The sequence below is a fragment of the Bradyrhizobium sp. I71 genome, assembly GCF_022354745.1.
GTDB lineage: Bacteria > Pseudomonadota > Alphaproteobacteria > Rhizobiales > Xanthobacteraceae > Bradyrhizobium > Bradyrhizobium liaoningense.
Window position 1 is genome coordinate 5321459 of sequence record NZ_CP059398.1, and the last position, 26683, is coordinate 5348141.

Sequence of the window (26683 nt, forward strand, 5' to 3'; positions counted from 1 at the left end):
AGCGGCAGGTCCGTTCAATGGGAGCCGCTTTCAAGCAAGGACTCGAGCCAGGGCGTGAACCGAGACAGGAGGCGGGAATGGCAAATACAGCAGTGATCAGGGATGCCTACGGCGTTCCGGCGATTTTCGTGGGTTCGAAAACCGGTCGGGACGATGCTCCCTTTGTTTTCGTCAGGGTCGGAGGCGAGGAGCGCAGGATGCGCTGGTCCGAATGGGATGCTCTACCGGCCTGGACCGGCGAGCGCCCCGTTTGGGCGAGCGGAACCAAATAGCGATGGAGTGTTCAGCATGAAGATGGCTCGACTAGGCACATGGATCGCGGCGCTTTTGCTGGCATCGGCGCTGGGCACATCCACGCCTGCAGCTCTTGCCGCGGAGCCGAACTGCCGTGCGATCGAAAGCGCCAACGCGCGCCTCTCCTGTTACGATGCGGCTTTTCCTCCAAAAACGGGGCGGCCCGCCAAAACTACCGTCGATTCGTCGTCCGGCTACAAGGACCCGTTTCTCGCCGAAGAAGCCCGAACCGCCGCGAAGCTGAAGAATATTTGCCGCGATTGCTGAGTGGCACCGACCGCGGCGCGCTTCTGAACGTCGCGCTCCAATTCAGAGGGCCAGCTGGATGACGAAAGAAGATGCGAAGGGGAGCCGCGTGCTTCGCCAACGAAAGCGCGCGGTTCATCTGGCCGGTGCGGCACTGGACGACAGGGCCGACGGTTCCGCGAGCTCGAAGGACCAATCGACGAGAAAGCAGCACCTGCTTGATGGGCCCACGGAATTTAGAGAGGTCCGGGTCGATCGTTCAAACGAGACTTCAAGCGACGAGAATTGATTCAATAGCGGCAAACCCGTGCATCTGCAGATGGGTTCCCGCGCGACGCGAAACAAAGCGCTCGCTATCCAGCAGATAAGGGAGCATTGTCTCGCTACCGCCGAGCGGCCCGCAGCATTTACCGGTGGTGTGAACGCGAGTTGCGCTCCCGCTCAACCCCGCAGCGGAGCATCAAACATGTCGGCTCGCCGATCCCCGGAACCAACATCGACATTCGAATACCGCCTGGCGCAAGAGGCACTCAACCTTCGTCAGCAGGCCAAAGGGATGCCCCTTGGCATCCGCCGCACCGAGCTTTTGCGAAAAGCCCGGCAGATCGATGCCGCCGGAGAGGTCAACAAGTGGCTGACCTCGCCGGGACTGCAGCCGCCAGGTTGAGATTTGCAGCATGATCCGGAGACGTGTGCATCGGTTCTGCGAAAGGGATCTTGCTCAAACGATAGCCTGGAGCGCGATGACGATTCATCCTGATCACATCGCTTTTTAGGTCGCGCCATGGCCCGATGTGATGAACCTTGGCGCGCAACGCGGCGACTAACTCTTGTCGGGATTTTACTCTCACCCTCCCGGGGCTGGAAGGACGCCGCCTGCGCTTTATTTCAAGCGGGCGGCGTTTTTGCGTGCGTCGGCAAGCCGCCCGATGCAACGTCTGGAGGCCGGAAGCGATTTTCATACGGCTCTCGCGGAACGCCGCCGGGAGATCGGCTTTAAGCTCCATCACCTTTTCGAATTCCTGGGCTGCTATGGGTGACTGAGAGCTCGTTGCTCCCGCCTGCACGCCGCGGGATGCACATGTGCAACAAGTGCGACCAGATCGACAATGAGATCGAACAGTTCCGCCGATTGATATCGCCGGGAATGGACGCGCTCAGCCTTTCGATGATCCGATGCGCCATCGAATTGCTGGAGGCTGACAGGTCGGCCGTCTATTGCAGCGGTAGTCTGCACCAGTCAGCGCGCCGGAGCTCGCAACCGTCTTAGATCTCGCCGCTTGCCCTGCTGCGAAGCAGGCACGCGCGCTTTCCGGCGCCGAAGGCGCGGATCAGATGGCCGTCGCGTGTGCAGCTTTGATGGATCAGCTGGTGGATCCTGGCTGAACAACGAGGCGCCCACCGTCATGTCGGCGGTAGTCCGATCGCGGGAGTGGTTTCACCACAGCCGCCACTTGTGACCCTAGCGGAGCTGCGACCCTATGCCCGCAGTGAGTGCGACCACTATCAAGACGTGATACTCTCGCGCCCGGCGTCCTCAACATCTGATGAGGATCAAATGAAGCGGCGGAAGTTCATAGCGGCGACTGCTGTGTTGCTCGTTTCGCCTCGGCGTTTGTGGGCGCAGAGGAAGCCTCGTCGCATCGGCTTTCTTGCCATAGGTGATGGGAGCGGGCAGGCCCTTAATCCAGCCGAGCGTGTATTCCTTGATGGGCTTCGACGCTACGGCTGGGCGGATGGAAACCTGATTATCGAATTCCGCTTCTCTCATCCTCCCGATCGATTGCCAGCTTCAGTTGCCGACCTGCTGGCTCTCAATCCCGATGTACTAGTCGCGGCGGGACCTCCAGCCGCCTTAGCCCTGAAATCGGCAACCGCCACCATTCCGATCGTATTCGTGGCCGTGGCTGATCCCGTCCGCCTCGGCCTCGTGCAAAGTCTATCGCGACCGGGTGGCAACATAACGGGTATTACCACCAACGTGCCTGAAGATTTCTTCGGAAAGCGTGTCGAGATCCTTCGCGAGCTCGTGCCCGGCGCCTCGAAAATCGCGATCTTGATCAATCCAAAGAACCCAATGCTCTACCTGGTGGAAGAGACACGCAACATGGCGCGGAGGCTCGGCATAGAGCTGCTGACAGTTGAAGCGGCCACGGCCGAGGAACTCGACAGCGCCTTTGCTTCGGCCTCTGCCCAAAATGCCGATGCGATAATTGATTTCGGTGATCCGCTCACCTATGTCGAGGCTCCGCGAATAATCGCACTCGCCGCGAAACATCGTCTGCCCGCAAACTACTTGTTTCAAGTCTACGCCAATGGCGGATTGTCCGTCTACGGCGCGGATACAGCCGATCTGTTCCGCCGTGCAGGCAGTCTCGTCGACAGGATACTCAAAGGCACCAAGCCTGCCGACCTACCGGTAGAGCAACCGACGAAATTCGAGCTGGTCATCAACATGAAGACCGCCAAGGCGCTCGGCCTCACCGTGCCGCCCTCGCTACTCGTCCGCGCCGATGAGGTGATCGAGTAGAGGCGCCGTGTTGCTGCGGTGCAGGGAGTCCCGTCATGGCCCCCAAGCCGAACCACGAGGCGCCCATCTTCACGTCGGCTGTCAGTGGTGAACCGGACGCGGGGCTGACTTCGCCTCTACTACCGCTTTTGGACCCGAAGCGGACATTGGTCGGCGAGGGCGCCCAAGATTGAAAAAAGGCCGCTGGCAATATGTCCAGCGGCCTCCGCGCTCTTTGTCGCCGGGTGGCGCCCGGACTAGAGATCGATGCTAACAGCAATGTTACGGCCCTGTAGTTCGGCAATCTTCAATCCGTCAGCCATCACCTGCGCGAACTCCGGGTCCTTTGCCACGGCCTCCTGCACTTTGCCGTAGACCTCCCAATTGGCGTAGCGCGTCGCAACCAGCAACTCTCCTGCCCAATGGCCAGTGTGGAAACGGGACAGCCGAAGAAATTCGGCGCCGTGTTTTTCGAAGATTTTCTTCGCCCGCCCGACAACCTTGGTCATTTCCTCGGGCTTGTCGGTTTTGAAGCGAGTGAATTGAACGATCGGCATGGGACTACCTCCTTAGCGATGTAAAATGTCCAAGAGGCATGTATCGAGTGACCTTTGGGAGCGAACCCCAATGCAATCTCGATGAAGGTTTGTCTTCATCGATTGATTTTGGTTCAGGGTTCGCAAGAGACAGTAACGCTGCCGTATCTCGGCACATCGTTACTGGCTAAAACCGGTGGGCCGATATCAAGACCTGAGCTGTTCGGGCGTGTACCCGCGAAGGACCGCGCTCGCGTCGAGCGAGAAGGCAATCTGCTCTCGCGAGCAGAGTACGAAAAGTACCTCAGTGACGTTGGGAGCCGCGAGACTTAAGCCGCGTGACTGACGATACGAGAACGTTGGGCACGACCGCCGATGAGACGATCAAGTAAAGGCATTTTGCTGCACTGCATGAGTCCGAAAATGGCCCATCAGCGAAGTGTCCGCCCACCTCGTCGAGGTCCGGAAAGTGAGGCATGTAACGCTTACCGCGGGTGCGCTATGGTTTGCATGTCGTGTAGAGGGTTCAATGACGTTGCGCGATATATTGCCTGATAATGCTGGTCACGTCGTTGTTGAGGCGCTCCATGTCCTCTTGGCTCGTGGCAATCATCAATCCCGACTGCATTGAGCGCGTGCGCTAACCGCGAGGCATCTTGCGAATAGGAGTTCGCCAGGCAGTTCAATGTAGGCGGAAAAAATTGGTTTGCTCTTACCGAACGGGGATCAAAGCCGCCCTGAGCTACCCGGCGCAGATTCCGCGGCGAACCACCGCCGGGCGATGGCAATCTTCAGCCTCATGGTGAGCACGCTACAGTTTGCGCGGGCCGTGCCCGACGTTGCCGAAGCGCAGCAGATCTTGGATGGCGGTATCGAAGCCGCGCTGCACTTGGCGCGAGCTGCATCATACTGAATCGGAAAGGAAGGTGAGGCTCGGGCCGGACACGCTTGCAGGCTCAGATCAGCGATGTCCGCTTCCGGCCCTCCTGCGACATCGAGCGATGTCCTCTGCTGCACTGCTGTTGGCAGAGAAGCGGAGCGTCGCAGCGGAACGCTCCGTTCCAACGAGGATGCCGTGTCAGGCGCGCCTACTCCTCCTCGTCGTCGTCCTCCTCCTCATCATCATCCTCTTCCACCTGCACGAGCACGGCCAGCGGCAGCGTCTCGCGGAACAGGTCGCCTTCCATGCCCATCCACAGGCACAGCACCTCGTCCGCCTTCACCTCCGCGACGGTCAGCGGCTGGCCGCCGGATTTCAGCATCACCACATCGCCGGCTTTCAATTCCATGGATTGTCCTTTCGGGTTGATCGGCCGTGAGGCTAACAGGCCGTCATGACATGCCGATCACGCCGGCTGCGCGTTCCGGCAAATTCCGCGGGCGCGTCGCGGTAACGGATCGATCGCGCCGTCCGCCCGCCTGGCACAGAGATCGACGCAGGATTTCATCCCATTGGGCGTGGGGTCGTTGCAGTGTTCCTCGCTGAGGCGTCCGGGATCGCCGCCGTTGTAGATCGCCCGCTTGGACTGCGGAAGATTGGCTTCGGAGGCGCAATCGAGATTGTACTTCGTGAGCAGCGTGCCGTCAGGGGATCCTGGTCGAGCGGGTGCGTGCGAAAATGGCGCCGCTCCGCCGCAAGAATGCGCGTGCCTTCCAATAGTCCGCGAGTGGTTCGAGCGTCTTCGAGCCCACCGGTATGAAGGCCGGACTTGCCTGCGCTTCAGCGAGCCGGATTGCCCGTCAAGTGTGGGTCGCGGGCTGTCGGATGTCGGGCGGCGGCAGGTCGTCGATGCGAGCGGAGAAGCTTGCCTGCAGCACCTTTCATGCGATGCTTCTGCGCGGAACGTCGCCTTGAAGTCGCAGGCAGGATCATCTAGCCTTTTGCCGTGCAGCACGGTGTGGTCCAACGTCTTCGTCAACTCGCCAGAACGGCCATGTTCCTGGCGATGGGGGCATTTGTGCTCCAGGTGGCCCTGATTTCGGTCTCGCGGGTGAAGGCGGCAGCTGGCGCCATGCCGATGCCTTCCGTTATGCTGGGCGGTTCCCTGCATTTCCACGATCAGTTGGCAGGCCACGTGCATTCTCACGCGGACGACGACGCGGAAGGTCACGTACATGATGGGCCCGATCATGACGACGAGGGCACTCCAAGCGTGCTTTGGGACATGTTTGGTCCCTCGATCGCCTCACCGCAGGCCATTCACCTGCTGAGTTCCTTCAAAGTGCTCGGCGCTGTCGAATTTCCTTTTGCGCGCGCCATTGTCGGGGTGAGTCCTGAAGCACTCATCCGGCCACCAAGTACCTTCAGCATCGCGTAGTCGGGGCGGCCCTTTGGCCGCCGCCCTTTCGCTTGCCTGAAGGAATTCTCCATGTTCATGAATCAGCGCTGCCCGAGAGGGCGGCTCGCAACCCTTTGGCTGGCCGGGTTTGTCTGCCTGGCGAGCCTGTTCTTTGGTGTCTCAGGCGCTCTTGCCCATGAAGGCCACGATCACGGCGATGCCGACAATCCGGCGATTGTGTCATCAGCCTATCCGAGGGTAGCCGCGCGCTCCGACCTTTATGAGATCGTCGGCATCCTGAAGGACGGCAAGCTTTCCGTCTTCATTGACGATGCCGTTACGAACGAACCGGTTTCGGACGCTACCTTGCAAGTCATGATCGGCGACGCCGCCCCGATCGAGGCTCCGAGCCAGAACGGAGTTCACACCGCCACGATCCCGAATGGCACACCGCAGGAATCGGTTGAAGTCATCTTCTCGATCAGTGCCAGCAAGGGAAATGATCTGCTGGTGGACTCGCTCGTGCCGACGCGTGCCGGCGATGCCCGGCCCCCGGAACAGAAGCACGAGCATGGCTGGTTTTTCCCAAGTCGAACCGCCGTCGCCGCCTCCGCGCTTGCTGTCTTGGGACTCGGCCTTCTCTTCGCTCATTGGTGGCGAGGCGGCCGCAGCACGGCCGCTCCCATTTCCGCCGCGATGGCAGGAGCGTTCGTCATCCTCGCCGCCATCATGCTCGGCGAGGGTCGGACGAACGCAACACAACCAAATCCGCCGGATGCTCCCGCGTTGAGCGACGCCCCGCGGCGCCTGCAAGACGGCACCGTCTTCGCGGCCAAGCCGACGCAGCGGTTGCTCGATGTGCGGACCGCTGCGGCGGAGCCGCAGACAATTCGACCCGCTGCCACGCTGATCGGCCGCGTCATTGCCGACCCGAACCGCAGTAGCATCGTGCAAAGCGTCTACGGGGGCCGCGTCGTTCTGGGCAATGGCGACATACCTCGCATCGGACAGAACGTCCGCAAGGGCGATCTGCTCATCCAGATCGAGCCGCATCTGCCGGTCGCGGACCGCACGACGATCCTCGAGAAGGTCGGCGAGATCGAACAGTTGATGGCAGTCACGGAGAACAAGCTGCGGCGTCTGAGGCCGCTGGCCGAGCGCGGCGCGGTGCCGCAAGGGCAGGTCAACGACCTCGAAAGCGAATTGGAGGGCCTGCGGGCGCGCCGCGAAACCGTCCGAAACTCCCGCACCGGGTTTGAGGAGCTGCGCGCATCGACCGACGGCATCATCACGTCCGCCAAGGTCGTGCCGGGGCAGGTTGTTCAGCCGCAAGACGTCCTGTTTCAGATCGCGGACCCCGGCAGCCTTTGGGTCGAGGCATTGGCATATGACGATCTCGGTTTGAAGCAGCCTGAAGCCGCAACGGCTATGACCCCTAACGGGCAGCAGATTGCGCTGACCTTCGTCGGAACGAGCCGGGCCCTCCGCCAGCATGCATCCGTCGTTCAGTTTGCGATGTCGGAGCCGCCGGCGGGCCTCAACATCGGTCAGCCGCTGAACGTGATGGTCCAGAGCGGCGCACCCGTGGCTGGCCTGATCTTTCCGCGCAACGCGGTCGTTCGGAGCAGCAACGGTGAGAATATCGTCTGGCTGCACACCGCGCCTGAGCGCTTTGAGCCGAAACCCGCTCGCGTGCTGCCGGTCGACGCGGCGCGCGTGATTGTGGCGGCCGGCATCAACGAGGGCGAGCGCATCGTCGTTCGCGGCACCGACCTCATCAACCAGATCCGGTAGAGCGATCATGTTCAAGCTCATCGTCCAGACAAGTTTGCGCAATCGCCTGTTCGTGCTGGCGGTAGCCGCCGTGTTGGTTGGCTACGGCCTGTTTGTCCTGCCGGGCGTGTCCGTCGACGTCCTGCCGGACATCAACCGCCCGACCGTGAACATCCTGACCGAAGCAGAGGGACTGGCGCCCCAGGAGGTCGAACAGTTGGTGACGTTCCCGATCGAGACCTCAATGAACGGCATGCCCGGCGTCATCCGGGTCCGCTCGGTCTCGGGCGTCGGTCTATCGGTCGTCTATGTCGAGTTCGACTGGGGCGTCGACGTCTACCGCGCGCGGCAGTTCGTCTCGGAGCGGCTGGCACTGATCCGCGATCAATTGCCGTCTTCGGTCAATCCCCAGATGGGCCCGGTGACGTCGATCATGGGCGAGATCATGCTGATCGCGCTGATGAGCGATGGCACGGCTTCGCCCATGGAAGTGCGCGAGATCGCCGACTTTGTCGTCAGGCCTCAGCTTCTCGCCATTCCCGGCGTCGCCCAGGTGATACCCATCGGCGGCGACGTCCGCCAGTATCGCGTGACGCCGAACGTTGCGACGATGCAGGCGCTCGGCGTCACCCACGAGCAGATCGAGCAGGCGGTGGCAAAGTTCGGTACCAACAGCGCCGGTGGCTTCATTGACCAGCATGGCCGCGAATATCTGATCCGCAATGTCGGACTCAGCAGGCGCATCGAGGATCTCGGCAACACTGTCGTCGTCACCCGCAGCGAGCAGCCGGTCCTGTTGAAGCAGGTCGCTTCCGTGGATTTTGCAGCGCGCACCAAGCGGGGTGACGCCGGTTACAACGGCAAGCCCGCCGTCATCGTCAGCGTCATGAAGCAGCCGGCAGCCGATACCGTGGCATTGACGCGCAACATCGAAGCCTCGCTCCGGGAGCTGCAACGCACCATGCACGGGGGGATCAACGTCACCAACGTGCAATTCCGTCAGGCCACGTTCATCGAGACGTCGATAGGCAATGTCGAGCGGGTTCTGGCCGAGGCGGCCATCGTCGTCGCCGTGGTCCTGTTCGTCTTCCTGATGAATGGACGCGCAGCGTTCGTTTCGCTGACGGCCATTCCGATATCGATCCTCGTGACAGTCCTGGTGTTCCGCGCCTTCGGCCTCACGATCAACACCATGACACTTGGCGGTCTCGCCATCGCGATCGGCGAACTGGTCGACGATGCCGTGGTGGATGTTGAAAACATCCTGCGGCGCTTGCGGGAGAACGCCGCGTCGAGCACGCCGCGTCCTGTTCTGGAGGTGATCTCCGGGGCAAGCCAGGAGGTTCGTTCCGGCATCGTCTATGCAACCATGATCATCGTTCTCGTCTTCGTGCCGCTGTTCGCCCTTCCGGGTATCGAAGGGCGGCTGTTTACTCCGCTTGGCGTGGCCTATGTGGTCTCGATCCTTGCTTCACTGCTGACATCGATCACCGTAACGCCGGTTCTGTCCTACTATCTGCTTTCGGGACGAGCTCGCTCCGCCGGCCGCGAGGGCCTGATCGTCACCAAGCTGAAGCAGGCCAATCGGCGGGTGCTCGGATGGGCGTTCGAGCAGCGCGGCCTGGTCCTCGGCTCCGTCGCGGCGGCGGTCGTGGTGGCCGGCTACGGCGCGAGCCAGATGCCCCGCAGTTTTCTGCCCCCCTTCAACGAAGGGACGCTGGTCCTGTCGCTGCAGTACAATCCCGGCATTTCGCTCGCGGAATCGAACCGTCTTGGGCTGCTGGCGGAACAATTGCTCGCAAGGGTGCCCGAAGTGAAATCGGTCGGCCGCCGCACCGGCCGCGCGGAGCTCGATGAGCACGCCGAAGGCGTGCACTTCAGCGAGGTCGATGTCGATCTCGTTCCGTCCAGACGGCAGAAGGCGGATATCTATGCGAGCATCCGGGAGGCCCTGTCCGCACTGCCGGCGTCGGTAGCCATCGGACAGCCGATCAGCCACCGCGTGGATCATCTCCAGTCGGGTATTCGTGCCCAGATCGTGCTCAAGATCTTCGGGCAGGACATCGAGATGTTGCGCCGGCTGTCCGAAACGGTGCGCCAACGACTATCGTCGATTCCCGGTCTGGTCGATCTCCAGGTCGAAAAACAGGTGCTCATTCCGCAAGTGCGGGTTCAGGTCGACCATGCTCGCGCCGCACTTCATGGCCTGACGCCGGCCGCGATCACCCAGGCGCTCGACGCGCTGTCCAATGGCCGAAAGGTCTCCCAGATCGTCGATGGCAATCGCCGTTTCGACGTCGTGATGCGTCTGTCGGAGCAAGACCGTTCGACGACGGGACTGCAAAATCTGCTCATCCCGACCGGCCTGGAATTCGTTCCGCTGAGCGCTTTGGCCGAAGTCGTCGAGACAGACGGGCCGAACCAGATTCAGCGGGAGGGGACCCAGCGCAGGATCGTTGTCTATGGCAACGGAGATGGACGTCGCGACATCGCCGATATCGCTGCGGACATTCAGATGGCGGTCCGCGAGCTTGATTTTCCGCAAGGCTACACGACCAACCTCGAAGGCGCCTTTCAGGCCCAGCAGGAGGCATCGTGGCGAATCGGCATTCTGTCGCTGGCGTCGCTGACGATGATCTTCACCGTCCTCTACAGTCGGTACAGATCAACCGCGCTGTCGCTGATCATCATGGGCGGCATACCGCTGGCCCTGATCGGCAGCGTTGCGGCGCTGAAGATATCCGGCCAGCCTCTGTCGGTGGCGTCGATGATCGGCTTCATCACGCTTGCCGGCATCTCGGCGCGAAACGGGATCTTGAAGATCTCCCATTACATCAATCTTGCCATTGATGAAGGCGAGCGTTTCGGGACCGGGCTTGTCCTTCGAGGCAGCATGGAACGCCTGAGCCCCGTTTTGATGACGGCGCTTTGCGCAGGACTGGCGCTTACGCCGCTCTTGATCGGTGCGAGCGAGCCGGGCCGGGAAATCCTGCATCCCGTGGCCGTGACAATCTTCGGCGGCCTGCTCAGTGCCACAATCCTCGACACCGTCGTGACCCCGATTCTGTTTCTGATGTTCGGCAAGCAGCCGCTGGCGCGGCTGGTGGCCGGACATGTCGCAACGTTCACCCCCGCGGAAGCCTACTGATTCGCGCAGAACACCATCGAGGAGCCAACAATGAGAACATACATCTTCCTGGCCATGATGGCTGTGATCCTCGCTACGCCGGACGTTGCCGCGGCGCAGACGAAGGGCAGCAACGGCGGCCCCGTCGTCAAATCGCAAGGGCATCCGATCGAATTTGTCAGCAAGGGGACGGACATAGTCTTTTATGTCGGAGACGACGATGGATCGCCCCTTTCGACGAAGGATATGCGGGGACGCGCAACGATTCAGGATGGTGGCAAGACGGTCACCGTTCCGCTTGCGCCGGCCAATCCCAACATGATGACGGGAAAGCTGCAGGCCGAGCTGTCGCCAAAGGCTATCGTGGTGTTCTCGGCGAGCTTGCACGGTCATTCACTGACTGCGAGATACACTGCGGAATAGTTGGTGCGAAGGCGACCCCGGCGAGGCGCAGCCAGCGGCAGCGTCCCGCGGAACGGATCGTCTTCCATGCCCATCCGGAGGCAGAGCACCTCGTCCGCTCTCACCTGCGCCACCGTCGGCGGTTGGCGGCCGGCCTCCAGTTTCCGCGCCGATCGGTCCGGTCAAATGGGGGCGGCCGTTTGAAAGCGCACCACTGCCGAGATGTCGACGATGACATCATACCCCTGTTTTGCCCGACGGGTCAAAGCGGATTTCGCTAAATCCGCAAGTCATTGATTTTGCAGCAGCCGGCTACTGTGCATGGGGTTGTTTTCGCAGTTTTTGGTTTGCCTGGTTACGCCTGGTCAGGCAGCAGCTCGCCGAGCGAGCGGATGATGCGGTCGGGCTTGACCGTCGAGCCTTCGGGCAGGCCGTCGCCATGCACGTCCATCCAGATCGAGTAGATGCCGAGACGCTGCGGCGTCACGACTTCCCATTCGAGGTTGTCGCCGATCATCCAGGTCTCCTCGGCGGTGACGCCGAGCGCCTGCATGGCGTGCAGATAGGCGCGCTCCTCGGGCTTGCCGAAGCCGTGCTCGCCTTCGATCTGGATGTGGTGGAAGCGGTGCGCCAGCTCGAAGCGCTCGACCTTGGCGCGCTGCATGTCCGCGGCGCCGTTGGTGACCAGCGCGAGCTTGATGCCGAGCGCCTTGAACTGGTCGATCGCCTCGTGCGCACCGGGAAACACGAACATCTCCTCCTCGCGATAGGCGGTGAAGCGGTCGGCGAGGCGAACGGCGAGATCGTCGGGCAGGGCGCGATGGCCGGCCGCCGCAAGCGCGGCAAAGCCGCCCTTGACCGTCAGGTGCCGCGCCTCGGCGAGCTTCATCCGCCACGCCGCTTCCGCGTTCGCCCAGAAGTTTCGCGCGAAAGCCAGCACCGCGGTTGCGACCTCGGCCGGCGGCAGCGGCGCAAGCTCCTCGGCAAACTCGTTCGCGATCGTGTTCCAGGCGATCTCCGGCCGGCCATAGGCCGACAGGATGGTGTCGTCCATGTCGATCAGCATGGCGCGCGGCAGCGGCCTCACGGCGAGCTTCATCGTGGTCATGGCCACTTCACCTCCGGGGGCAGCGACGACAGGATGGAATCCACATTGCCGCCGGTCTTGAGCCCGAAGATGGTGCCGCGGTCGTAGAGCAGGTTGAACTCGACATAGCGGCCGCGCCGGATCAGTTGCTCCTCGCGATCCTCCGCGGTCCAGCTTGTCGCGAAATTGCGCCGCACGATCTCAGGATAGATCTTCAGGAAGGCGCGGCCGACATCCTGGGTGAAGGCGAGGTCGGCGTCCCAGTCGCCGCTGTCGTGCCAGTCGTAGAAGATGCCGCCGATGCCGCGCGCCTCTTTGCGGTGCGGCAGGTAGAAATACTCATCGCACCACCTCTTGTACTTGTCGTAGTCGGCAACGCCGTCCGGCTGCGCACAGGCCTGTTTCATCGCGGCATGGAAGGCGATCGTGTCGGCATCCTCCTGCGTCCGCCTTCGCTCCAGCACCGGCGTGAGGTCGGCGCCGCCGCCGAACCAGGCCTTGGTGGTGACGACGAAGCGGGTGTTCATGTGCACGGCGGGCACGTTCGGATTGCGCATATGCGCGATCAGCGAGATGCCGGAGGCCCAGAACTTCGGGTCTTCCGCGGCACCCGGGATCTGTGCACGAAATTCGGGCGCGAACTCGCCGTGCACGGTCGAGCAGTGCACCCCGACCTTCTCGAACAGGCGGCCATGCATCATCGACATCACCCCGCCGCCGCCGGCCGCGCCGGTATGATCGGTGCGTTCCCAGGGCGTGCGCTTGAAGCGGCCGGCTTCGCCGGGATAGAGGCGTGGCGGTGCGTCGTCCTCCAGCCGCTCGAAGCTCGCGCAGATGTCGTCGCGCAATCGCTCGAACCAGGCGCGGGCGCGGGCCTTGCGGTCGTCTATCGTTGAGGCGTCCATCTGCATTCCCGGTCGCGTCCTATCTGATGCCGAGCGATTTATGCGTCTGCACGCTGAGCCGCCATTGCGGATGGCGCAGGCAGTAGTCGATCGCCTGCGCGGTGTTCCTGATGACCTCGGGCCCATCCATCGGCTGCAGCGAGAAGCGCTCGAAGGCGAGGGCTTCGAAGGCCTCGGGCTCGGCCAGCGCCTGGGGATAGACCAGCTTCAGCTCGTGCCCCTGGCGGAGGACCAGCTCGCTGCCGCCCTTGGGGCTGACGCAGATCCAGTCGAGTCCCATCGGCGCAGGGATCGTGCCGTTGGTCTCGACGCCGATCTCGAAGCCGCGGGCGTGGAGCGCTTCGATCAGCTCGGCATCGACCTGGAGCAGCGGCTCGCCGCCGGTCAGCACCACGTAGCGATTGCCGCCTGAGGCGGTCCATTGCGCGGCAATGGTGTCCGCGAGTTCCACGGCCGAAGCATAACGGCCGCCGAGGGTGCCATCGGTGCCGACGAAATCGGTGTCGCAGAACTTGCAGGTCGCGTCGGCGCGGTCGGCCTCGCGGCCGCTCCAGAGATTGCAGCCGGCAAAACGGCAGAACACGGACGCACGCCCGGCATGGGCGCCTTCGCCTTGCAGGGTCAGGAAGATCTCCTTGACCGCGTAACTCAATCGTCTCTCCTCAACCTGTCAGACTTGCGGGTTCCGGATCTGCCGCAGCGCCTCGCCTGCGGCCATGGCCGCGCTCATCGCCACATTGAGCGACCGCAGCCCCGCCTCGATCGGGATCACCAGCCGCGCATCGGCGGCCTCCACCACCGCGTCGGTGACGCCGGCGCTCTCGCGTCCGAATAGCAGGATGTCCGACCTCTGGTAATGAAAATCGCGGTAGTCGGTCGCAGCCTTGGTGGTGAACAGCAGCAGCCGGTAGCCCTGTGCCGCGCGCCAGTCCTCGAATTTCGACCAGGAGTCGTGGCGGGTCAGCCGGACATGGTCGAGGTAATCCATTCCCGCCCGGCGGAACAAGCGGTCGGAGACGGGGAAGCCCGCAGGTTCGATGATATGGGCGTCCATGCCCAGACAGGCGCAAAGCCTGAGAATCGTGCCGGTGTTCTGAGCGATGTCAGGCTGAAAAAGCGCTATCTGCATGAGCTGTGTCGGGGGTCGATGCGGGCGGGAATGTCTCAATAAAACATCGCCCGCCCGGGAATTCGTGCATGGCACGCTCCCACGCCGTTAGCGGGCTTGCGCTCGCCCGGCAAGGGTGCCAATAGAACGATTCTGGACTGCTGTTTCACCCGTTTAGAGGTGGACAAGCGAAGTTCTGCCGCCGCGGGGGGCCGCGGGCGCCGGCAGCCTTTCCGGGGACCTCTTGGGCGCCCCTCGGAGCGGTTCCACCGGTAGCACAAGAAGAAAGGGTTGGAATCGTGACGACAGCGTCTTCGGCGGACCATCCGACACGCCGTGATTTCTTATTCGTTGCAACGGGGGCAGCTGCAGCAGTAGGGGGCGCGGCTGCGCTCTGGCCCTTCATCTCCCAAATGAATCCTGACGCCTCGACCATCGCCGCCGGTGCGCCGATCGAGGTCGATCTCAGCCCGATCGCCGAGGGCCAGGACATCAAGGTGTTCTGGCGCGGCAAGCCGATCTACATCAGCCACCGCACCAAGAAGCAGATCGAGGAAGCGCGCGCCGTCAACGTGGCGAGCCTGCCCGATCCGCAGACCGACGAGGCCCGGGTCAAGTCCGGTCACGATCAATGGCTGGTCGTGATCGGCATCTGCACCCATCTCGGCTGCATCCCGATCGCTCATGAAGGCAGTTACGACGGGTTCTTCTGCCCCTGCCATGGTTCGGTTTACGATACGTCCGGCCGCATCCGCCAGGGCCCTGCGCCCTCGAACCTGGCCGTGCCGCCGTACCAGTTCGTTTCCGACACCAAAATCCAGATCGGCTGAGCTTCGGACTTTCGTCCGAAGCTTCGCGCCGTCTCGTCGTACTATTTCCTCAGGATCGCATCATGAGCGGACCATCCGACTACCAGCCGAGCAATCCGGCCCTGCAATGGATCGAGCGGCGTCTGCCGATCTTTGGTCTCATCCACTCCTCCTTCGTCGCCTATCCCACCCCTCGCAACCTGAACTACTGGTGGACCTTCGGTGCCATCCTCTCCTTCATGCTGGGGATACAGATCCTGACCGGCGTGATTCTGGCGATGCACTACACGCCGAATGCCGACCTCGCCTTCAAGTCGGTCGAGCTGATCGTCCGCGACGTGAACTACGGCTGGCTGCTGCGCAACATGCACGCGGTCGGTGCCTCGATGTTCTTCGTCGCCGTCTACGTCCATATGTTCCGCGGTCTCTACTACGGCTCGTACAAGGAGCCGCGCGAGGTGCTGTGGATCCTCGGCGTCATCATCTACCTCCTGATGATGGCGACCGGCTTCATGGGCTACGTGCTGCCCTGGGGCCAGATGAGCTTCTGGGGCGCCACCGTCATCACCAATCTGTTCTCGGCCATTCCCTATGTCGGCGAGAGCATCGTGACGCTGCTGTGGGGTGGCTATTCGGTCGGCAACCCGACGCTGAACCGCTTCTTCTCGCTGCACTATCTGCTGCCCTTCGTGATCGCGGGCGTCGTCGTGCTCCACGTCTGGGCGCTGCACGTCGCCGGCCAGAACAATCCTGACGGCGTCGAGCCGAAGACGGAAAAGGACACGGTGCCGTTCACGCCGCATGCCACCATCAAGGACATGTTCGGCGTCGCCTGCTTCCTGCTGCTGTACGCCTGGTTCATCTTCTACATGCCGAACTATCTCGGCGACGCCGACAACTACATTCCGGCGAACCCGGGCGTGACGCCGCCGCACATCGTGCCGGAATGGTATTACCTGCCGTTCTACGCGATCCTGCGCTCGATTCCGGACAAGCTCGCTGGCGTCATCGCGATGTTCGGGGCGATCATCATCCTGTGCTTCCTGCCCTGGCTCGACGGCGCCAAGACCAGGTCGTCGAAGTACCGTCCGCTCGCCAAGCAGTTCTTCTGGATCTTCGTCGCGGTCTGCATCCTGCTCGGCTATCTCGGTGCACAGCCGCCGGAGGGCATCTACGTCATTGCCGGCCGGGTCCTGACGGTCTGCTACTTCGCCTACTTCCTGATCGTGCTGCCGCTGCTCGCGCGCATCGAGAAGCCGCGGCCGGTGCCGAACTCGATCTCGGATGCAGTGCTGGCCAAGACCGGGAGCAGGTCGACGCCGATGGTCTCGACCGCGATCGTGCTGGCGCTCGCCGGTTCGTTGTTCGCGGGCTCGATCGACAGCGCGAAAGCATCTGAAGGCAGCGATACGCCGCCCGGCAACAAATGGTCGTTCTCGGGCCCTTTCGGGACGTTTGACCGCGGGGCGCTGCAGCGTGGCCTGAAGGTCTACAAGGAGGTCTGCTCCAGTTGCCACGGCTTGTCCTACGTCGCCTTCCGCAACCTCGCCGAGGCCGGCGGGCCCGGCTATTCGGTGGCGCAGGCGTCGGCGTTTGCGTCCGAGTACAAGGTCAAGGACGGTCCGAACGATGCGGGTGACATGTTCGAGCGGCCGGGCCGGCCGGCGGACTATTTCCCCTCGCCATTCCCGAACGAGCAGGCTGCGCGTGCGGCGAACGGTGGTGCGGCGCCGCCCGACCTGTCCCTGATTACCAAGGCGCGCTCCTACAAGCGCGGCTTCCCCTGGTTCATCTTCGACGCCTTCACCCAGTATCAGGAGCAGGGGCCTGACTATGTCGCCGCGCTGCTCCAGGGCTATGAGGACAAGGTGCCGGAGGGCGTCACCATCCCGGAGGGCTCCTACTTCAACAGGTACTTCCCGGGCCATGCCATCAAGATGCCGAAGCCGCTCAGCGACGGCCAGGTGACCTATGACGACGGCTCGCCGGCCACGGTCGCCCAGTACGCCAAGGACGTCACCACGTTCCTGATGTGGACGGCCGAGCCGCACATGGAAGCGCGCAAGCGCCTCGGCTTCCAGGTCTTCGTGTTCCTGATCATCTTCGCGGGCCTGATGTATTTCACCAAGAAGAAGGTCTGGGCCGCCTCGCACTGAGCGGTGCAAGACGAACGAGAAAAGAAAGAGCCCCCGTGAGGGGGCTTTTTGTTGAGTGGTCATTCCGGGCCGCGCGATAGCGCGAACCCGGAATCTGGAGATTCAGGGTTCGGTGCTGCGCACCGTCCCGGAATGACGCGAGTGAGGATTGCTTCACGCGTCCGCACCCGCCAAAATACCGCCAACCGCTCCCCAATCACCGGAGGACACCATGGGAACCGCCATCACCTTCAAGCGACCGGACGGCAAGGACGCCTCGGGCTATCTCGCCAATGCGGCGCGCGGCAACGCGCCGGGCGTGGTCGTGATCCAGGAATGGTGGGGGCTGTCGGACCAGATCAAGGGCCTGTGCGACCGCTTTGCGCTGGCCGGCTTCGACGCGCTGGCGCCCGATCTCTACAAGGGGAAGGTCGTGCCCTATCACGACACCGATTCCGCCAACAAGGAGATGAGCTCCCTCGACTTCATGGACGCGACGACGCAGACGGTGCGTGGCGCCGCGCAATATCTTGCGCGCAACGGCGCCAAGGTCGGCCTGACCGGCTTCTGCCTCGGCGGCGCCGTGACCATCATCGGCGCGACCAAGATTCCGGAGCTCGCGGCCGGTGTCGTGTTCTACGGCATTCCGCCCGAGCAGGCGGCCAAGCCCGCCGACGTCAGTATCCCGCTCCAGGCTCACTTCGCCAACAAGGACGATTGGTGCACGCCGGAGCTGGTCAATGGCTTCGAAAAGGCCATGAAGGCCGCCGGCAAGTCGCTGGAGCTGTTCCGCTATGATGCCGAGCACGCCTTCGTCAACGAGCAGCGCCAGGCCGTGCACGACCGCGAAGCCGCCGAGCTCGCCTGGGGCAGGGCGACGGAGTTTTTCCGGAAGCATCTGGGATGATGCGAAAGAAGGCAGCCGGCATGTCGACCTCGTCTTTCTCGCACCGCCTCGTTGGCCGGATCGTGCGAACGAGCGTGGCCGCTGTCGGCCTGCTCCTGGGGGCGGCGACTCACGCAATGGCGCAGCAGGCTTTCGTGACGCTGCACGGCGATCCCAAGAAGGAGGCCTGGTGGCTCATTGCGGATTTCCATCCGTTCACGACCGAGGTTCGCGGCATTCCGGCGAACCAGATCCGCAAGAACTGGTGCAAGGCGACCGAATTCCGCAAGGACCTCATTCCCAGGGACTTGCTCTTCGAGGACGGCACGGATGCGATGGAGGAGAGTAAACTGTCCTTCGCGATCGAAGGCCAGTTCGACGGGACGGCCACCAGACAGGTCGCGTTGGTCGGCGTCTTCCAGGAATGCGCAGGTCCGAAGGGCAGGTTCATCCTGATCCTGGACCAGCCGACCGTTGGGACGCCGAATATCCGCTTTGTGAGCGCGGTGCGCGAGGACCGTCAATTCGGTGCCTTGCAGAAGGGAAAGGACAGCAGCATCGTCGTCTTGACATGCATGCAGTGCGACGACTTTTCGATCCTGAAATGGGATCGGAAGAGGCGCAAGTTCGGCCGTCAGCCTGACCCCGGCGTGCAATAGTCGGCAACTCGGCTCCCAACAAGCGGCTCTTGACGTCGTCCGTCCGCCATGGTGAGTATCCGCCCATGAGCACCGCCGTCCGCCCAGCCCGTCTTTGGTGGCGCACCTCCTGAAGAGGTGGCCGGTGCGATTTTCCTTTCCCAAATCGTCTGAGGTCGCCAGCACAGCGCGGCGGCCTGATCGTTTGTCCTGTGTGGCGTTCCCTCGGCAAGTTTCGTAAGAGGACCCCATGAACAGGACCGTCTTTGCCCTCCCGGCCCGAAGCGACTATGTGACCCGCGCGGGTCTTGCGATCACGCGCGTGGCGGAGCAGTTTACCGGCGGCGCCAACAGGCTCGACGACCTCGTCAACCTACTCGACCGCCGCCGCGGCGTGGTGCTGTCCTCGGGCACGACCGTGCCGGGCCGCTATGAGAGCTTCGATCTCGGCTTCTCCGACCCGCCGCTCAAGCTCGAGACTGTGGGCGTCAATTTCAAGCTGGAAGCGCTGAACGACCGCGGGCAGGTGCTGATCGCCTTCCTCGGCGACGTGCTGCGCGAGCCCTGCGTGGTGATCTCCGAGAAGTCGGCCACGCGCCTTGCCGGCCACATCATCCGCGGCGATGCGCCGGTCGAGGAGGACCAGCGCACGCGGCGCGCCAGCGTGATGTCGCTGGTGCGTGATCTCGTCGCCGCCTTCTACGCCAATGATGACGGGCTGCTCGGCCTGTTCGGCGCCTTCGCCTACGACCTCGTCTTCCAGATCGAGGATCTCGTGCAGAAGCGCCCGCGCGAGGCCGACCAGCGCGACATCGTGCTCTATGTGCCCGATCGCCTGCTGGCCTATGACCGCGCCACCGGGCGCGGCGTGGTGCTCTCGTACGACTTCGCATGGAACGGCAAATCCACCGAGGGCCTGCCGCGCGAGACCGCCGACAGCCCGTACTTGAAGACGCCGCGCCAGGGCTTCGCCGATCACGCGCCTGGCGAATATCAGGCCACCGTCGAGACCGCGCGCGCGGCCTTCGCGCGGGGCGATCTGTTCGAAGCCGTGCCGGGGCAGCTCTTCGCCGAGCCTTGCGACCGCTCGCCGGCCGAAGTGTTCCAGCGGCTCTGCGTCATCAACCCGTCGCCCTATGGCGCGCTGATGAATCTCGGAGAGGGAGAGTTTCTGGTCTCGGCTTCGCCGGAAATGTTCGTGCGCTCGGACGGTCGCCGGGTCGAGACCTGCCCGATCTCGGGCACGATCGCGCGCGGCGCCGACGCGATCGGCGATGCCGAGCAGATCCGCCAGCTGCTGAACTCGGAAAAGGACGAGTTCGAGCTCAACATGTGCACCGACGTCGATCGCAACGACAAGGCGCGCGTCTGCGTGCCGGGCACGATCAAGGTGCTGGCGCGCCGCCAGATCGAGACTTACTCAAAGCTGTTCCACACCGTCGATCATGTCGAGGGCATGCTTCGCCCCGGCTTCGACGCGCTCGACGCTTTCCTCACCCATGCCTGGGCGGTGACCGTTACAGGCGCGCCAAAGCTCTGGGCGATGCAGTTCGTCGAGGATCACGAGCGCTCGCCGCGGCGCTGGTATGCGGGGGCGATCGGCGCGGTGAATTTCGACGGCAGCATCAACACCGGCCTCACCATCCGCACCATCCGCATGAAAGATGGGCTTGCCGAGGTGCGCGTCGGCGCCACCTGCCTGTTCGATTCCGATCCTGCCGCGGAGGACCGCGAGTGCCAAGTCAAGGCTGCGGCGCTGTTCCAGGCGCTGCGCGGCGATCCGCCAAAGCCGCTGTCGACCTTTGCACCCGATGCCACCGGCTCGGGCAAGCAGGTGCTGCTGATCGACCACGACGACAGCTTCGTGCACATGCTCGCCGACTATTTCCGCCAGGTCGGCGCCAGCGTCACCGTGGTGCGCTATGTGCATGCGCTCGACATGCTCAAGCAGAAGATGTGGGATTTGCTGGTGCTGTCGCCGGGCCCCGGCAGGCCCGAAGATTTCGGGATCAAGAAGACCATCGATGCGGCGCTGGAGAACAAGCTGCCGGTATTCGGCGTCTGCCTCGGCGTGCAGGCGATCGGTGAATATTTTGGCGGCGAGCTCGGCCAGCTCACCCATCCCGCCCACGGCCGACCGTCGCGGGTCCAGGTGCGCGGCGGGCGCTTGATGCGCAATTTGCCGAACGAGATCGTCATCGGCCGCTATCACTCGCTCTATGTCGAGCGCGACAGCATGCCGGAGGTGTTGTCTGTCACCGCCAGCACCGAGGACGGCGTCGCCATGGCGCTCGAGCACAAGACCCTGCCGGTGGCGGGCGTGCAATTTCATCCGGAATCGCTGATGTCGCTCGGCGGCGAGGTGGGCTTGCGTATTGTCGAAAATGCCTTCCGGCTGGAAGCGGGGGCGAATTGAGTGCATGCTTCATGCTCGTCATTCCGGGGCGATGCGCAGCATCCAACCCGGAATCTCGAGGTTCTCAGGTGCGCAATTGCGCACCGGAGTTCGGCCCTTCGAGCCGCCCCGGAATGACAACGAAACGAGAAACGAATGACTTTTGACCACGACATCAAGGCGAGCGTCCGCACCATCCCCGACTATCCCAAGCCGGGCATCATGTTCCGCGACATCACGACCCTGCTCGCGGACGCGCGCGCGTTCCGCCGCGCGGTGGACGAACTCGTCAATCCCTGGGCCGGCAACAAGATCGACAAGGTCGCCGGCATGGAGGCGCGCGGCTTCATCATCGGTGGCGCGGTGGCGCACCAGCTTTCGGCCGGCTTCGTGCCGATCCGCAAGAAGGGCAAGCTGCCGCACACCACCGTGCGCATCGCCTATTCCCTGGAATACGGCATCGACGAGATGGAGATGCATGTCGACGCGATCCAGCCAGGTGAACGCGTCATCCTGGTCGACGACCTCATCGCCACCGGCGGCACCGCCGAGGGCGCGGTGAAGCTGCTGCGTCAGATCGGGGCCAACGTCGTCGCCGCCTGCTTCATCATCGACCTGCCCGAGCTCGGCGGCGCCGCCAAGCTGCGCGCCATGGACGTGCCGGTGCGCACGCTGATGACGTTCGAGGGGCATTGAGCGGGACGGGCGGAGGATACGCCCGGATGGATTGCGATCAGGACCGCTGCAGGATCAGGCTGAGCTCGAGTTCCCGGAAGGCGATGTAGTTCCGCCGGGTCCACTGGTGCAGCTCAGTCGAGGCGTCCTTTTCCTGGCGCAGATAGCCGGTGAACGAGAAGCTCAGCCGGTCGATATAGGTCTTGAGGAAGCCGGGCAGCGCGGGCAGGCGGAACAGCCGGCCGCCTTCCATCGCGGGCGGCAACTCGCCGCGCACGACATATTCGTTGTCCACAGTGATCAGGTTCATGCGCGGAATCTGCCCGCGCAGCATCTCATGGGCGCGGGCCGAGGCGCGGTCGGTGTCGGCGACGAACAGGATCTGCGGTGCGACATGGCGGCGCGCCGCCTCCTTCAACAGGCCGATCTCGTCGGTCATCTTGAAGAACTCGTCGAACGCGTGGAAGCCGAGGTCGATCACTTTGGCGACGCCGTCATCGAGGATGACGCGGTCCATCAGCTGCATCTTGCCGTAGGTGTCGATCACGTCCGCGGTTTCCGTGACCTTCGGCAGATAGTCGAGCAGCGACGGCTCCTTCAGGTTGACGTCGAAGGCCGCCACGTTGCCGTTCTTGAGCAGCAGGAATTCGCTGAGGAGCCGCGCCAGCAGGGTCTTGCCGACCTGCGGGCGGGGCGAACAGATGATGTAGACGGGTGTCGCGGGCATCGGCAGCTATATCAGGCCAACTCACCACCCAATCCAGCCGTATCCGCCCGGACTGCGCAACTATTTTTCGCTGTTGCGGGTCGCGGGCTTCGAACCGACGATGTCGGTCAGCCGGATGCGGTCGAACTCGCTCCAGACATTGGCCAGCCAGTGCCGGACATAGCCGCGCAGCACGAAGGAGTAGTTGGCGGCCTCGTCGTTGATGCCCTTGTTGGCGACGAATTTCAGGAACGGGACGGAGGAGACCTCGACCTGCTCATAGGCCATTTCGTTGAGCTTGGGGATGGTCAGCTCGGTCGCGTCCTTGATGCGGTGGAAATAGGAATTGTAGGTCGCCTGGTCCCACTGGAAGAACTGGGTGTCGTTGATGAAGTTCTTCACCAGGAAATATTTCGCGCCGCTCATGAAGCCCGCGGTCTCGGCGATCTCCTCCAGCGAGGCGATCGAGGGGCCCAGGATGTGGAACACGGCAAAGGTGATCTGCCCGGCCTTGGCGGCATCGAGGAAGCCGATGTCGCGCAGCGAGGCGAGGGCCGGCGAGAGCAGGCCGGCGCGGACGTCGATCACGGTCACCGACGGGCTCACCGCATTGAGCGTGTCGAAGATCTTCATCTGGTCCGCCGTCGTCGTCATGTCGACGATCTCGGTGATATCAGGGTGGAAGCGCTTCAGGGTTCCGCGCGGGGACTCCGTGTCGAACGCCCGGGTCGGCACGTTGTTGGCTGAGAAATAATCGAGCAAGGTCCGCGACACCGTGGTCTTGCCGACCCCGCCCTTGTCCGCGCCCACCACAACCACTGCCGGCTTTGCCATTGCTGTCCCCTAACGCGCGCCCCCGATCGCGAGGTCGCAATCGGCCGGGCCCCAGATCGATGTCCCGAGTCTGCTGTTGGGCGCGAACATGGCAGAAACAAGGGAGAATTCAATTCCTTGGGCCGCAGTTGCGGCAATTCCAGTGGTTTTTCCGGATCACCCGGAAAACCGCCGCGTGTAGCGGTAAATCACGCGCTCAATGGCGGCCCCAAGGTCCGATCGCATTGCCCGCCGGAGCTCCTGAGGGGCCTGGAGCCGGCACGGGTGGTGGTCCAGCCGGGTTGCCTGCGTCGTTCCACGGCCCGTGCGGCGGCGGCTGCGCATCCTGCGGGTTGGCTTGTGCCTCGGGTTGTTCCGTCTCGGGGGGATCCGTCTCTTCTGCGGGGTCTGGCAGCGGACCGGGGTCGTGGCCGCCGGCGAACTTGACCAGCGCATCGACCCGGGACTGCACCGAGGGATGGGTCGCGAACAAATCGGCAAAGCCCTCGCGTGGATTGTCGACGCAGAGCTCCATCACCGCCGAGGTCGCGCCAGGCAGCTCGCCGCGGCCTTCGATCTTGCGCAACGCCGAGATCATCGCATCAGGATCTTTCGTCAGCTCGACGGAGCCCGCGTCGGCGAGAAATTCGCGCGACCGCGACAGTGCGAGCTTCACCACCTGGGACAGCAGCCAGGCCACCACGATCAGCACGATCGCGATGATGATCACGATCACCGCGCCGCCGCCGGAGCTCTTGCTGTCGCTCGATGACGAGGACGACCGGGACGAGGAGGACCCCGAGCCCCCGGAGCTCCAGTTGAAGTTCGTGAACAGGCGGAAGAACAACTCTCCGAAGAATCCGACCACGCCGGCAATGATGACGGCGACGACCATGAGCTGCACGTCGCCGTTCTTGATGTGGGTCAGCTCGTGGCCCAGCACCGCCTCGATCTCCTTGTCGTTCAGCGCGGCGAGGAGACCGGTGGTGACGGTGATGGAGTATTGCCGCGGATTGAGGCCGGTCGCGAACGCGTTCAGGGCCGGGCTCTCCATGATCTTCAGCTTCGGCATGGTGATGCCGCGCGAGATGCAGAGGTTTTCCAGCAGATTGTAGAGCCGCGGCTCCTCCTGCCGGGTCACATCGTGGCCGCCGGTCACGGCATCGATCATCGACTGGTGGAAGAAATAGGCGATCACGGTCCAGAGCGCCGCCGCGATCGTCGCGAACGGTGCGGCCTTGAGCAGGTCGGTGAAGGCGCGGCTCAGATAGTAGGCGACCGTGCCATTGCCGTTGATGACGACCTCGGCAACCAGTGCGCCGGCATAGACCAGCACGTAGACCAGCATGAACAGGCCGGCAAGCAGCAGCATCGAACGAAACTTGTTCGAGGCGATGTGCGTGTAGAGACCATACGCGGCCATGACGCGCCTTTGTCAGTGTCCGTCGTTCCGGGGCACGCCGAAGGCGTGAACCCGGAACCTCGAGATTCCCTGGTGCGCAACTGCGCAACATGGTTCGTCGCTTTGCGACCCCTCGGAATGACGGAGAAAAACAATGGACATGTCAGACGATCAGAACTTCACCTGAGGTACGGTCTCGACCTCGGTACGGCTGGCGCCGAGATCGAAGAAGTCCTTCTTGGTGAAGCCGAACATGCCGGCGAACAGGGCGGCGGGCAGCTGCTGGATGCCGGTGTTGTATTCCTGGACCGCGCTGTTGAAGAAACGGCGGCTGGCCGCGATCTTGTTCTCGAGGTCGGAGAGCTCGCTGGCGAGCTGCTGGAAATTGGCGTTGGCCTTGAGGTCGGGATAGGCCTCCGACAGCGCGATCAGCCGGCCGAGCGCGCCGGACAGCTGGTTCTCGGCCGCGGACACCTGGGCCGGTCCCTGCGCCGACATCGCCGAATTGCGCGCCTTGATGACGTCATCGAGCGTGCCGCGCTCGTGCGAGGCGTAGCCCTTCACGGTCTCGACCAGGTTCGGGACCAGGTCGTGACGCTGCTTGAGCTGCACGTCGATATCGGCAAAGGCCTGGCCGACGCGCTGGCTCAGCGCCACCAGGCGGTTATAGGCGCTGAAGGCGAACAGCACGAGGACGACGATGACGCCGAGAACGATCCAGCCGGTCGACATGGAGAACTCCTGAAGAGGGAAGAAGACGAGCGCTTAGGGTAGACCAAATTGGCGCAGGATGAGAGCCCGACGCAGAGGGGAGGTTAGACTTCGTCGGATCGGGAGCCATCCGAGTTCAAGGTGAAAGCCCTTGACAGGGTTAACTTTCGGCAATGACGGCATCACCCCAGCGCCAGCGCCGGGCACGTGCATAGGCGGTCTTGTCGCGGCGGGGCACCTTCGCAAGTTCAACGCCGCCCTGGCTGCAGAGCTTTGCCGTGATCTCGGCCTTGCCGACATCCGGCGGGGCCAGCACGCGCGCCGCGCGCGTATTGGGCTGCGCGCGGGTCAAGGCGACGTAGATGAAGCGCTCGTCCTCGAACGGCACCTCGGCACCCTTGATCTGGCGGTGCGCCTGCGAGCGCGGCAGGCGCTGGCTGAAATGGCACCAATCGGGCGCAATGAGCGGGCACGACCTTTCGTGCGGGCAGGGCGCGGCGACGTAGGCGCCGGCCGCGATCAGCTGCTGGCGCAGTGCGAGAATGCGGGCGTAGCCGGCGGGCGTGCCGGGCTCGATCACGACCAGCGCGTGGCGCGCCTTGGCCCACATGGCCTCGGTGAGCGCGCGCTGCTCGGTCTCACCGAGTTCGCCGATGACGTAGCTGGCGATGACAAGATCGGCTTGCGAGACCTCTGCAAGGTTTCCGCCGGCATCGCCGGGCAAATAGCGGCACTCCGCCAATCGCGAGCTGCCGCGTGCCAGCTCGAGCGCGAGCCGGCTCAGCGTGGCATTGGCGTCGAGCAGCGTGAAATCCTGCAGCGACGGAAACGCCTCCGCGGCCGCCCAGCTCGCGGTGCCCGGGCCCGCGCCGACGTCGAGCAGCGTTTCCGGGGCGAAGTCGGGCGCGATCTCGGCGAGCGCATTCAGGCTCGCAGCCACCGCCGCATAGGTCGCCGGCATGCGCGCCAGCGCGTAGGCGAGGGCATCGGCCTCCGACTTGATCGCGCCGGAGCCGCCGCCGGCGCGATAGGTGGTCGAGATCTTCTGCGACCGCTGTGCCGCGTCGGTGCGGGAGAAGCCTTGCAGCTTGCCGTCGAGGGCGGCTTTGAGTTCAGCGGGGAGGGTGGGGGCGATCATCATCCGCGGTCATGCCCCGCGAAGGCGGGGCATCCAGTACTCCGAAACAGTGCCGTAAACCGAGATGTCACGGCGTACTGGATCATCCGCCTTCGCGGATGATGACGTC

General features: G+C 63.5%; 24 protein-coding genes. 13 read left to right on the plus strand and 11 right to left on the minus strand.

Annotated elements, in window-relative coordinates:
• The first annotated feature begins 288 nt into the window (after positions 1–288).
• From FJV43_RS25660 to FJV43_RS25670, 3 genes are all read left to right on the plus strand, one after another.
• Positions 289–561 carry a type VI secretion protein gene (locus tag FJV43_RS25660; protein ID WP_239621847.1) on the plus strand — a complete coding sequence of 91 codons (273 nt, stop codon included), beginning with the start codon at positions 289–291 and terminating at the stop codon, positions 559–561.
• 445 nt (positions 562–1006) lie between these two features.
• On the plus strand, positions 1007–1207 hold the full coding sequence (locus tag FJV43_RS25665; protein ID WP_239621848.1) for a hypothetical protein: 201 nt from the start codon (positions 1007–1009) through the stop codon (positions 1205–1207).
• Positions 1208–2098: 891 nt separating this feature from the next.
• Entirely contained in the window at positions 2099–3070 is a 972-nt protein-coding gene (locus tag FJV43_RS25670; RefSeq protein ID WP_239621849.1) for an ABC transporter substrate-binding protein, read from the plus strand.
• Positions 3071–3306: 236 nt separating this feature from the next.
• Here FJV43_RS25670 and FJV43_RS25675 read toward each other — a convergent pair whose 3' ends face one another.
• Both FJV43_RS25675 and FJV43_RS25680 read right to left on the minus strand, forming a co-directional pair.
• The gene (locus FJV43_RS25675; protein ID WP_183240544.1) at positions 3307–3606 is read right to left on the minus strand and encodes a hypothetical protein; all 300 of its coding nucleotides are present in this window, start codon (positions 3604–3606) and stop codon (positions 3307–3309) included.
• A 1067-nt stretch (positions 3607–4673) separates the two neighbouring features.
• Positions 4674–4874 (minus strand): DUF2158 domain-containing protein, encoded by a 201-nt coding sequence (locus FJV43_RS25680; RefSeq protein WP_239621850.1) that lies wholly within the window; start codon positions 4872–4874, stop codon positions 4674–4676.
• 645 nt (positions 4875–5519) lie between these two features.
• On the opposite strand from FJV43_RS25680, the gene FJV43_RS25685 reads away from it, so the two are divergent.
• From FJV43_RS25685 to FJV43_RS25700, 4 genes are read left to right on the plus strand one after another with little or no spacing between them, the layout of a single operon-like run.
• On the plus strand, positions 5520–5903 hold the full coding sequence (locus tag FJV43_RS25685) for a hypothetical protein (RefSeq protein ID WP_239621851.1): 384 nt from the start codon (positions 5520–5522) through the stop codon (positions 5901–5903).
• Between the two features lie 51 nt (positions 5904–5954).
• The gene (locus FJV43_RS25690) at positions 5955–7658 is read left to right on the plus strand and encodes an HlyD family efflux transporter periplasmic adaptor subunit (protein ID WP_239621852.1); all 1704 of its coding nucleotides are present in this window, start codon (positions 5955–5957) and stop codon (positions 7656–7658) included.
• Positions 7659–7665: 7 nt separating this feature from the next.
• Positions 7666–10785 (plus strand): efflux RND transporter permease subunit, encoded by a 3120-nt coding sequence (locus FJV43_RS25695; protein ID WP_239629602.1) that lies wholly within the window; start codon positions 7666–7668, stop codon positions 10783–10785.
• Between the two features lie 30 nt (positions 10786–10815).
• Positions 10816–11187, plus strand: coding sequence for a hypothetical protein (locus tag FJV43_RS25700; RefSeq protein ID WP_239621853.1), 372 nt, complete (start codon positions 10816–10818; stop codon positions 11185–11187).
• Positions 11188–11521: 334 nt separating this feature from the next.
• On the opposite strand, the gene FJV43_RS25705 is transcribed toward FJV43_RS25700, so the two are convergent.
• From FJV43_RS25705 to FJV43_RS25720, 4 genes are read right to left on the minus strand one after another with little or no spacing between them, the layout of a single operon-like run.
• Positions 11522–12274 carry an HAD family hydrolase gene (locus FJV43_RS25705; RefSeq protein ID WP_239621854.1) on the minus strand — a complete coding sequence of 251 codons (753 nt, stop codon included), beginning with the start codon at positions 12272–12274 and terminating at the stop codon, positions 11522–11524.
• On the minus strand, positions 12271–13158 hold the full coding sequence (gene hemF, locus FJV43_RS25710; protein WP_239621855.1) for an oxygen-dependent coproporphyrinogen oxidase: 888 nt from the start codon (positions 13156–13158) through the stop codon (positions 12271–12273). Before hemF ends, FJV43_RS25705 begins: the two co-directional genes overlap by 4 nt.
• Before the next feature lie 19 nt (positions 13159–13177).
• Positions 13178–13810 (minus strand): 7-carboxy-7-deazaguanine synthase, encoded by a 633-nt coding sequence (gene queE / locus FJV43_RS25715; RefSeq protein ID WP_239621856.1) that lies wholly within the window; start codon positions 13808–13810, stop codon positions 13178–13180.
• An 18-nt stretch (positions 13811–13828) separates the two neighbouring features.
• Complete coding sequence (locus FJV43_RS25720; protein ID WP_061878523.1) at positions 13829–14287, minus strand: tRNA (cytidine(34)-2'-O)-methyltransferase; 459 nt, start codon at positions 14285–14287, stop codon at positions 13829–13831.
• A gap of 278 nt (positions 14288–14565) precedes the next feature.
• On the opposite strand from FJV43_RS25720, the gene petA reads away from it, so the two are divergent.
• The 6 genes from petA to FJV43_RS25750 all read left to right on the plus strand — a co-directional run bounded on the left by petA (position 14566) and on the right by FJV43_RS25750 (position 21825).
• Positions 14566–15096, plus strand: coding sequence for a ubiquinol-cytochrome c reductase iron-sulfur subunit (gene petA, locus FJV43_RS25725; protein WP_061878522.1), 531 nt, complete (start codon positions 14566–14568; stop codon positions 15094–15096).
• A gap of 62 nt (positions 15097–15158) precedes the next feature.
• Entirely contained in the window at positions 15159–17231 is a 2073-nt protein-coding gene (gene fbcH, locus FJV43_RS25730) for a cytochrome b/c1 (RefSeq protein ID WP_239621857.1), read from the plus strand.
• A 211-nt stretch (positions 17232–17442) separates the two neighbouring features.
• Positions 17443–18117 (plus strand): dienelactone hydrolase family protein, encoded by a 675-nt coding sequence (locus tag FJV43_RS25735; RefSeq protein ID WP_239621858.1) that lies wholly within the window; start codon positions 17443–17445, stop codon positions 18115–18117.
• On the plus strand, positions 18114–18755 hold the full coding sequence (locus tag FJV43_RS25740) for a hypothetical protein (protein WP_239621859.1): 642 nt from the start codon (positions 18114–18116) through the stop codon (positions 18753–18755). Before FJV43_RS25735 ends, FJV43_RS25740 begins: the two co-directional genes overlap by 4 nt.
• A gap of 229 nt (positions 18756–18984) precedes the next feature.
• On the plus strand, positions 18985–21150 hold the full coding sequence (locus FJV43_RS25745; RefSeq protein ID WP_239621860.1) for an anthranilate synthase component I: 2166 nt from the start codon (positions 18985–18987) through the stop codon (positions 21148–21150).
• A gap of 135 nt (positions 21151–21285) precedes the next feature.
• Positions 21286–21825, plus strand: coding sequence for an adenine phosphoribosyltransferase (locus tag FJV43_RS25750; protein ID WP_018323310.1), 540 nt, complete (start codon positions 21286–21288; stop codon positions 21823–21825).
• 37 nt (positions 21826–21862) lie between these two features.
• Here the strand turns inward: FJV43_RS25750 and FJV43_RS25755 are convergent, their stop codons facing one another.
• The 5 genes from FJV43_RS25755 to FJV43_RS25775 form a co-directional block, all read right to left on the minus strand.
• A complete protein-coding gene (locus FJV43_RS25755) occupies positions 21863–22531 on the minus strand; it encodes a hypothetical protein (RefSeq protein WP_239621861.1) in 669 nt (222 codons plus the stop codon).
• 60 nt (positions 22532–22591) lie between these two features.
• A complete protein-coding gene (locus FJV43_RS25760) occupies positions 22592–23344 on the minus strand; it encodes a hypothetical protein (RefSeq protein WP_239621862.1) in 753 nt (250 codons plus the stop codon).
• 196 nt (positions 23345–23540) lie between these two features.
• A complete protein-coding gene (locus tag FJV43_RS25765; RefSeq protein ID WP_239621863.1) occupies positions 23541–24746 on the minus strand; it encodes a M48 family metallopeptidase in 1206 nt (401 codons plus the stop codon).
• Between the two features lie 150 nt (positions 24747–24896).
• Entirely contained in the window at positions 24897–25457 is a 561-nt protein-coding gene (locus FJV43_RS25770) for a LemA family protein (protein WP_239621864.1), read from the minus strand.
• Positions 25458–25596: 139 nt separating this feature from the next.
• Entirely contained in the window at positions 25597–26577 is a 981-nt protein-coding gene (locus tag FJV43_RS25775; protein ID WP_239621865.1) for a small ribosomal subunit Rsm22 family protein, read from the minus strand.
• Positions 26578–26683: the final 106 nt, after the last annotated feature.

What these genes read in the sequence shown, in the direction of transcription:
- FJV43_RS25670 (WP_239621849.1), top strand. Translation starts at nt 2,099, where the DNA reads ATGAAGCGGCGGAAGTTCATAGCGGCGACTGCTGTGTTGCTCGTTTCG.
- FJV43_RS25720 (WP_061878523.1), bottom strand. Translation starts at nt 14,287, where the DNA reads ATGCAGATAGCGCTTTTTCAGCCTGACATCGCTCAGAACACCGGCACG.
- FJV43_RS25665 (WP_239621848.1), top strand. Translation starts at nt 1,007, where the DNA reads ATGTCGGCTCGCCGATCCCCGGAACCAACATCGACATTCGAATACCGC.
- FJV43_RS25680 (WP_239621850.1), bottom strand. Translation starts at nt 4,874, where the DNA reads ATGGAATTGAAAGCCGGCGATGTGGTGATGCTGAAATCCGGCGGCCAG.
- fbcH (WP_239621857.1), top strand. Translation starts at nt 15,159, where the DNA reads ATGAGCGGACCATCCGACTACCAGCCGAGCAATCCGGCCCTGCAATGG.
- FJV43_RS25770 (WP_239621864.1), bottom strand. Translation starts at nt 25,457, where the DNA reads ATGTCGACCGGCTGGATCGTTCTCGGCGTCATCGTCGTCCTCGTGCTG.
- FJV43_RS25660 (WP_239621847.1), top strand. Translation starts at nt 289, where the DNA reads ATGAAGATGGCTCGACTAGGCACATGGATCGCGGCGCTTTTGCTGGCA.
- FJV43_RS25760 (WP_239621862.1), bottom strand. Translation starts at nt 23,344, where the DNA reads ATGGCAAAGCCGGCAGTGGTTGTGGTGGGCGCGGACAAGGGCGGGGTC.
- FJV43_RS25675 (WP_183240544.1), bottom strand. Translation starts at nt 3,606, where the DNA reads ATGCCGATCGTTCAATTCACTCGCTTCAAAACCGACAAGCCCGAGGAA.
- FJV43_RS25740 (WP_239621859.1), top strand. Translation starts at nt 18,114, where the DNA reads ATGATGCGAAAGAAGGCAGCCGGCATGTCGACCTCGTCTTTCTCGCAC.
- FJV43_RS25705 (WP_239621854.1), bottom strand. Translation starts at nt 12,274, where the DNA reads ATGACCACGATGAAGCTCGCCGTGAGGCCGCTGCCGCGCGCCATGCTG.
- hemF (WP_239621855.1), bottom strand. Translation starts at nt 13,158, where the DNA reads ATGGACGCCTCAACGATAGACGACCGCAAGGCCCGCGCCCGCGCCTGG.
- FJV43_RS25745 (WP_239621860.1), top strand. Translation starts at nt 18,985, where the DNA reads ATGAACAGGACCGTCTTTGCCCTCCCGGCCCGAAGCGACTATGTGACC.
- FJV43_RS25775 (WP_239621865.1), bottom strand. Translation starts at nt 26,577, where the DNA reads ATGATGATCGCCCCCACCCTCCCCGCTGAACTCAAAGCCGCCCTCGAC.
- FJV43_RS25765 (WP_239621863.1), bottom strand. Translation starts at nt 24,746, where the DNA reads ATGGCCGCGTATGGTCTCTACACGCACATCGCCTCGAACAAGTTTCGT.
- FJV43_RS25750 (WP_018323310.1), top strand. Translation starts at nt 21,286, where the DNA reads ATGACTTTTGACCACGACATCAAGGCGAGCGTCCGCACCATCCCCGAC.
- FJV43_RS25755 (WP_239621861.1), bottom strand. Translation starts at nt 22,531, where the DNA reads ATGCCCGCGACACCCGTCTACATCATCTGTTCGCCCCGCCCGCAGGTC.
- FJV43_RS25685 (WP_239621851.1), top strand. Translation starts at nt 5,520, where the DNA reads ATGTTCCTGGCGATGGGGGCATTTGTGCTCCAGGTGGCCCTGATTTCG.
- FJV43_RS25735 (WP_239621858.1), top strand. Translation starts at nt 17,443, where the DNA reads ATGGGAACCGCCATCACCTTCAAGCGACCGGACGGCAAGGACGCCTCG.
- FJV43_RS25690 (WP_239621852.1), top strand. Translation starts at nt 5,955, where the DNA reads ATGTTCATGAATCAGCGCTGCCCGAGAGGGCGGCTCGCAACCCTTTGG.
- FJV43_RS25700 (WP_239621853.1), top strand. Translation starts at nt 10,816, where the DNA reads ATGAGAACATACATCTTCCTGGCCATGATGGCTGTGATCCTCGCTACG.
- FJV43_RS25695 (WP_239629602.1), top strand. Translation starts at nt 7,666, where the DNA reads ATGTTCAAGCTCATCGTCCAGACAAGTTTGCGCAATCGCCTGTTCGTG.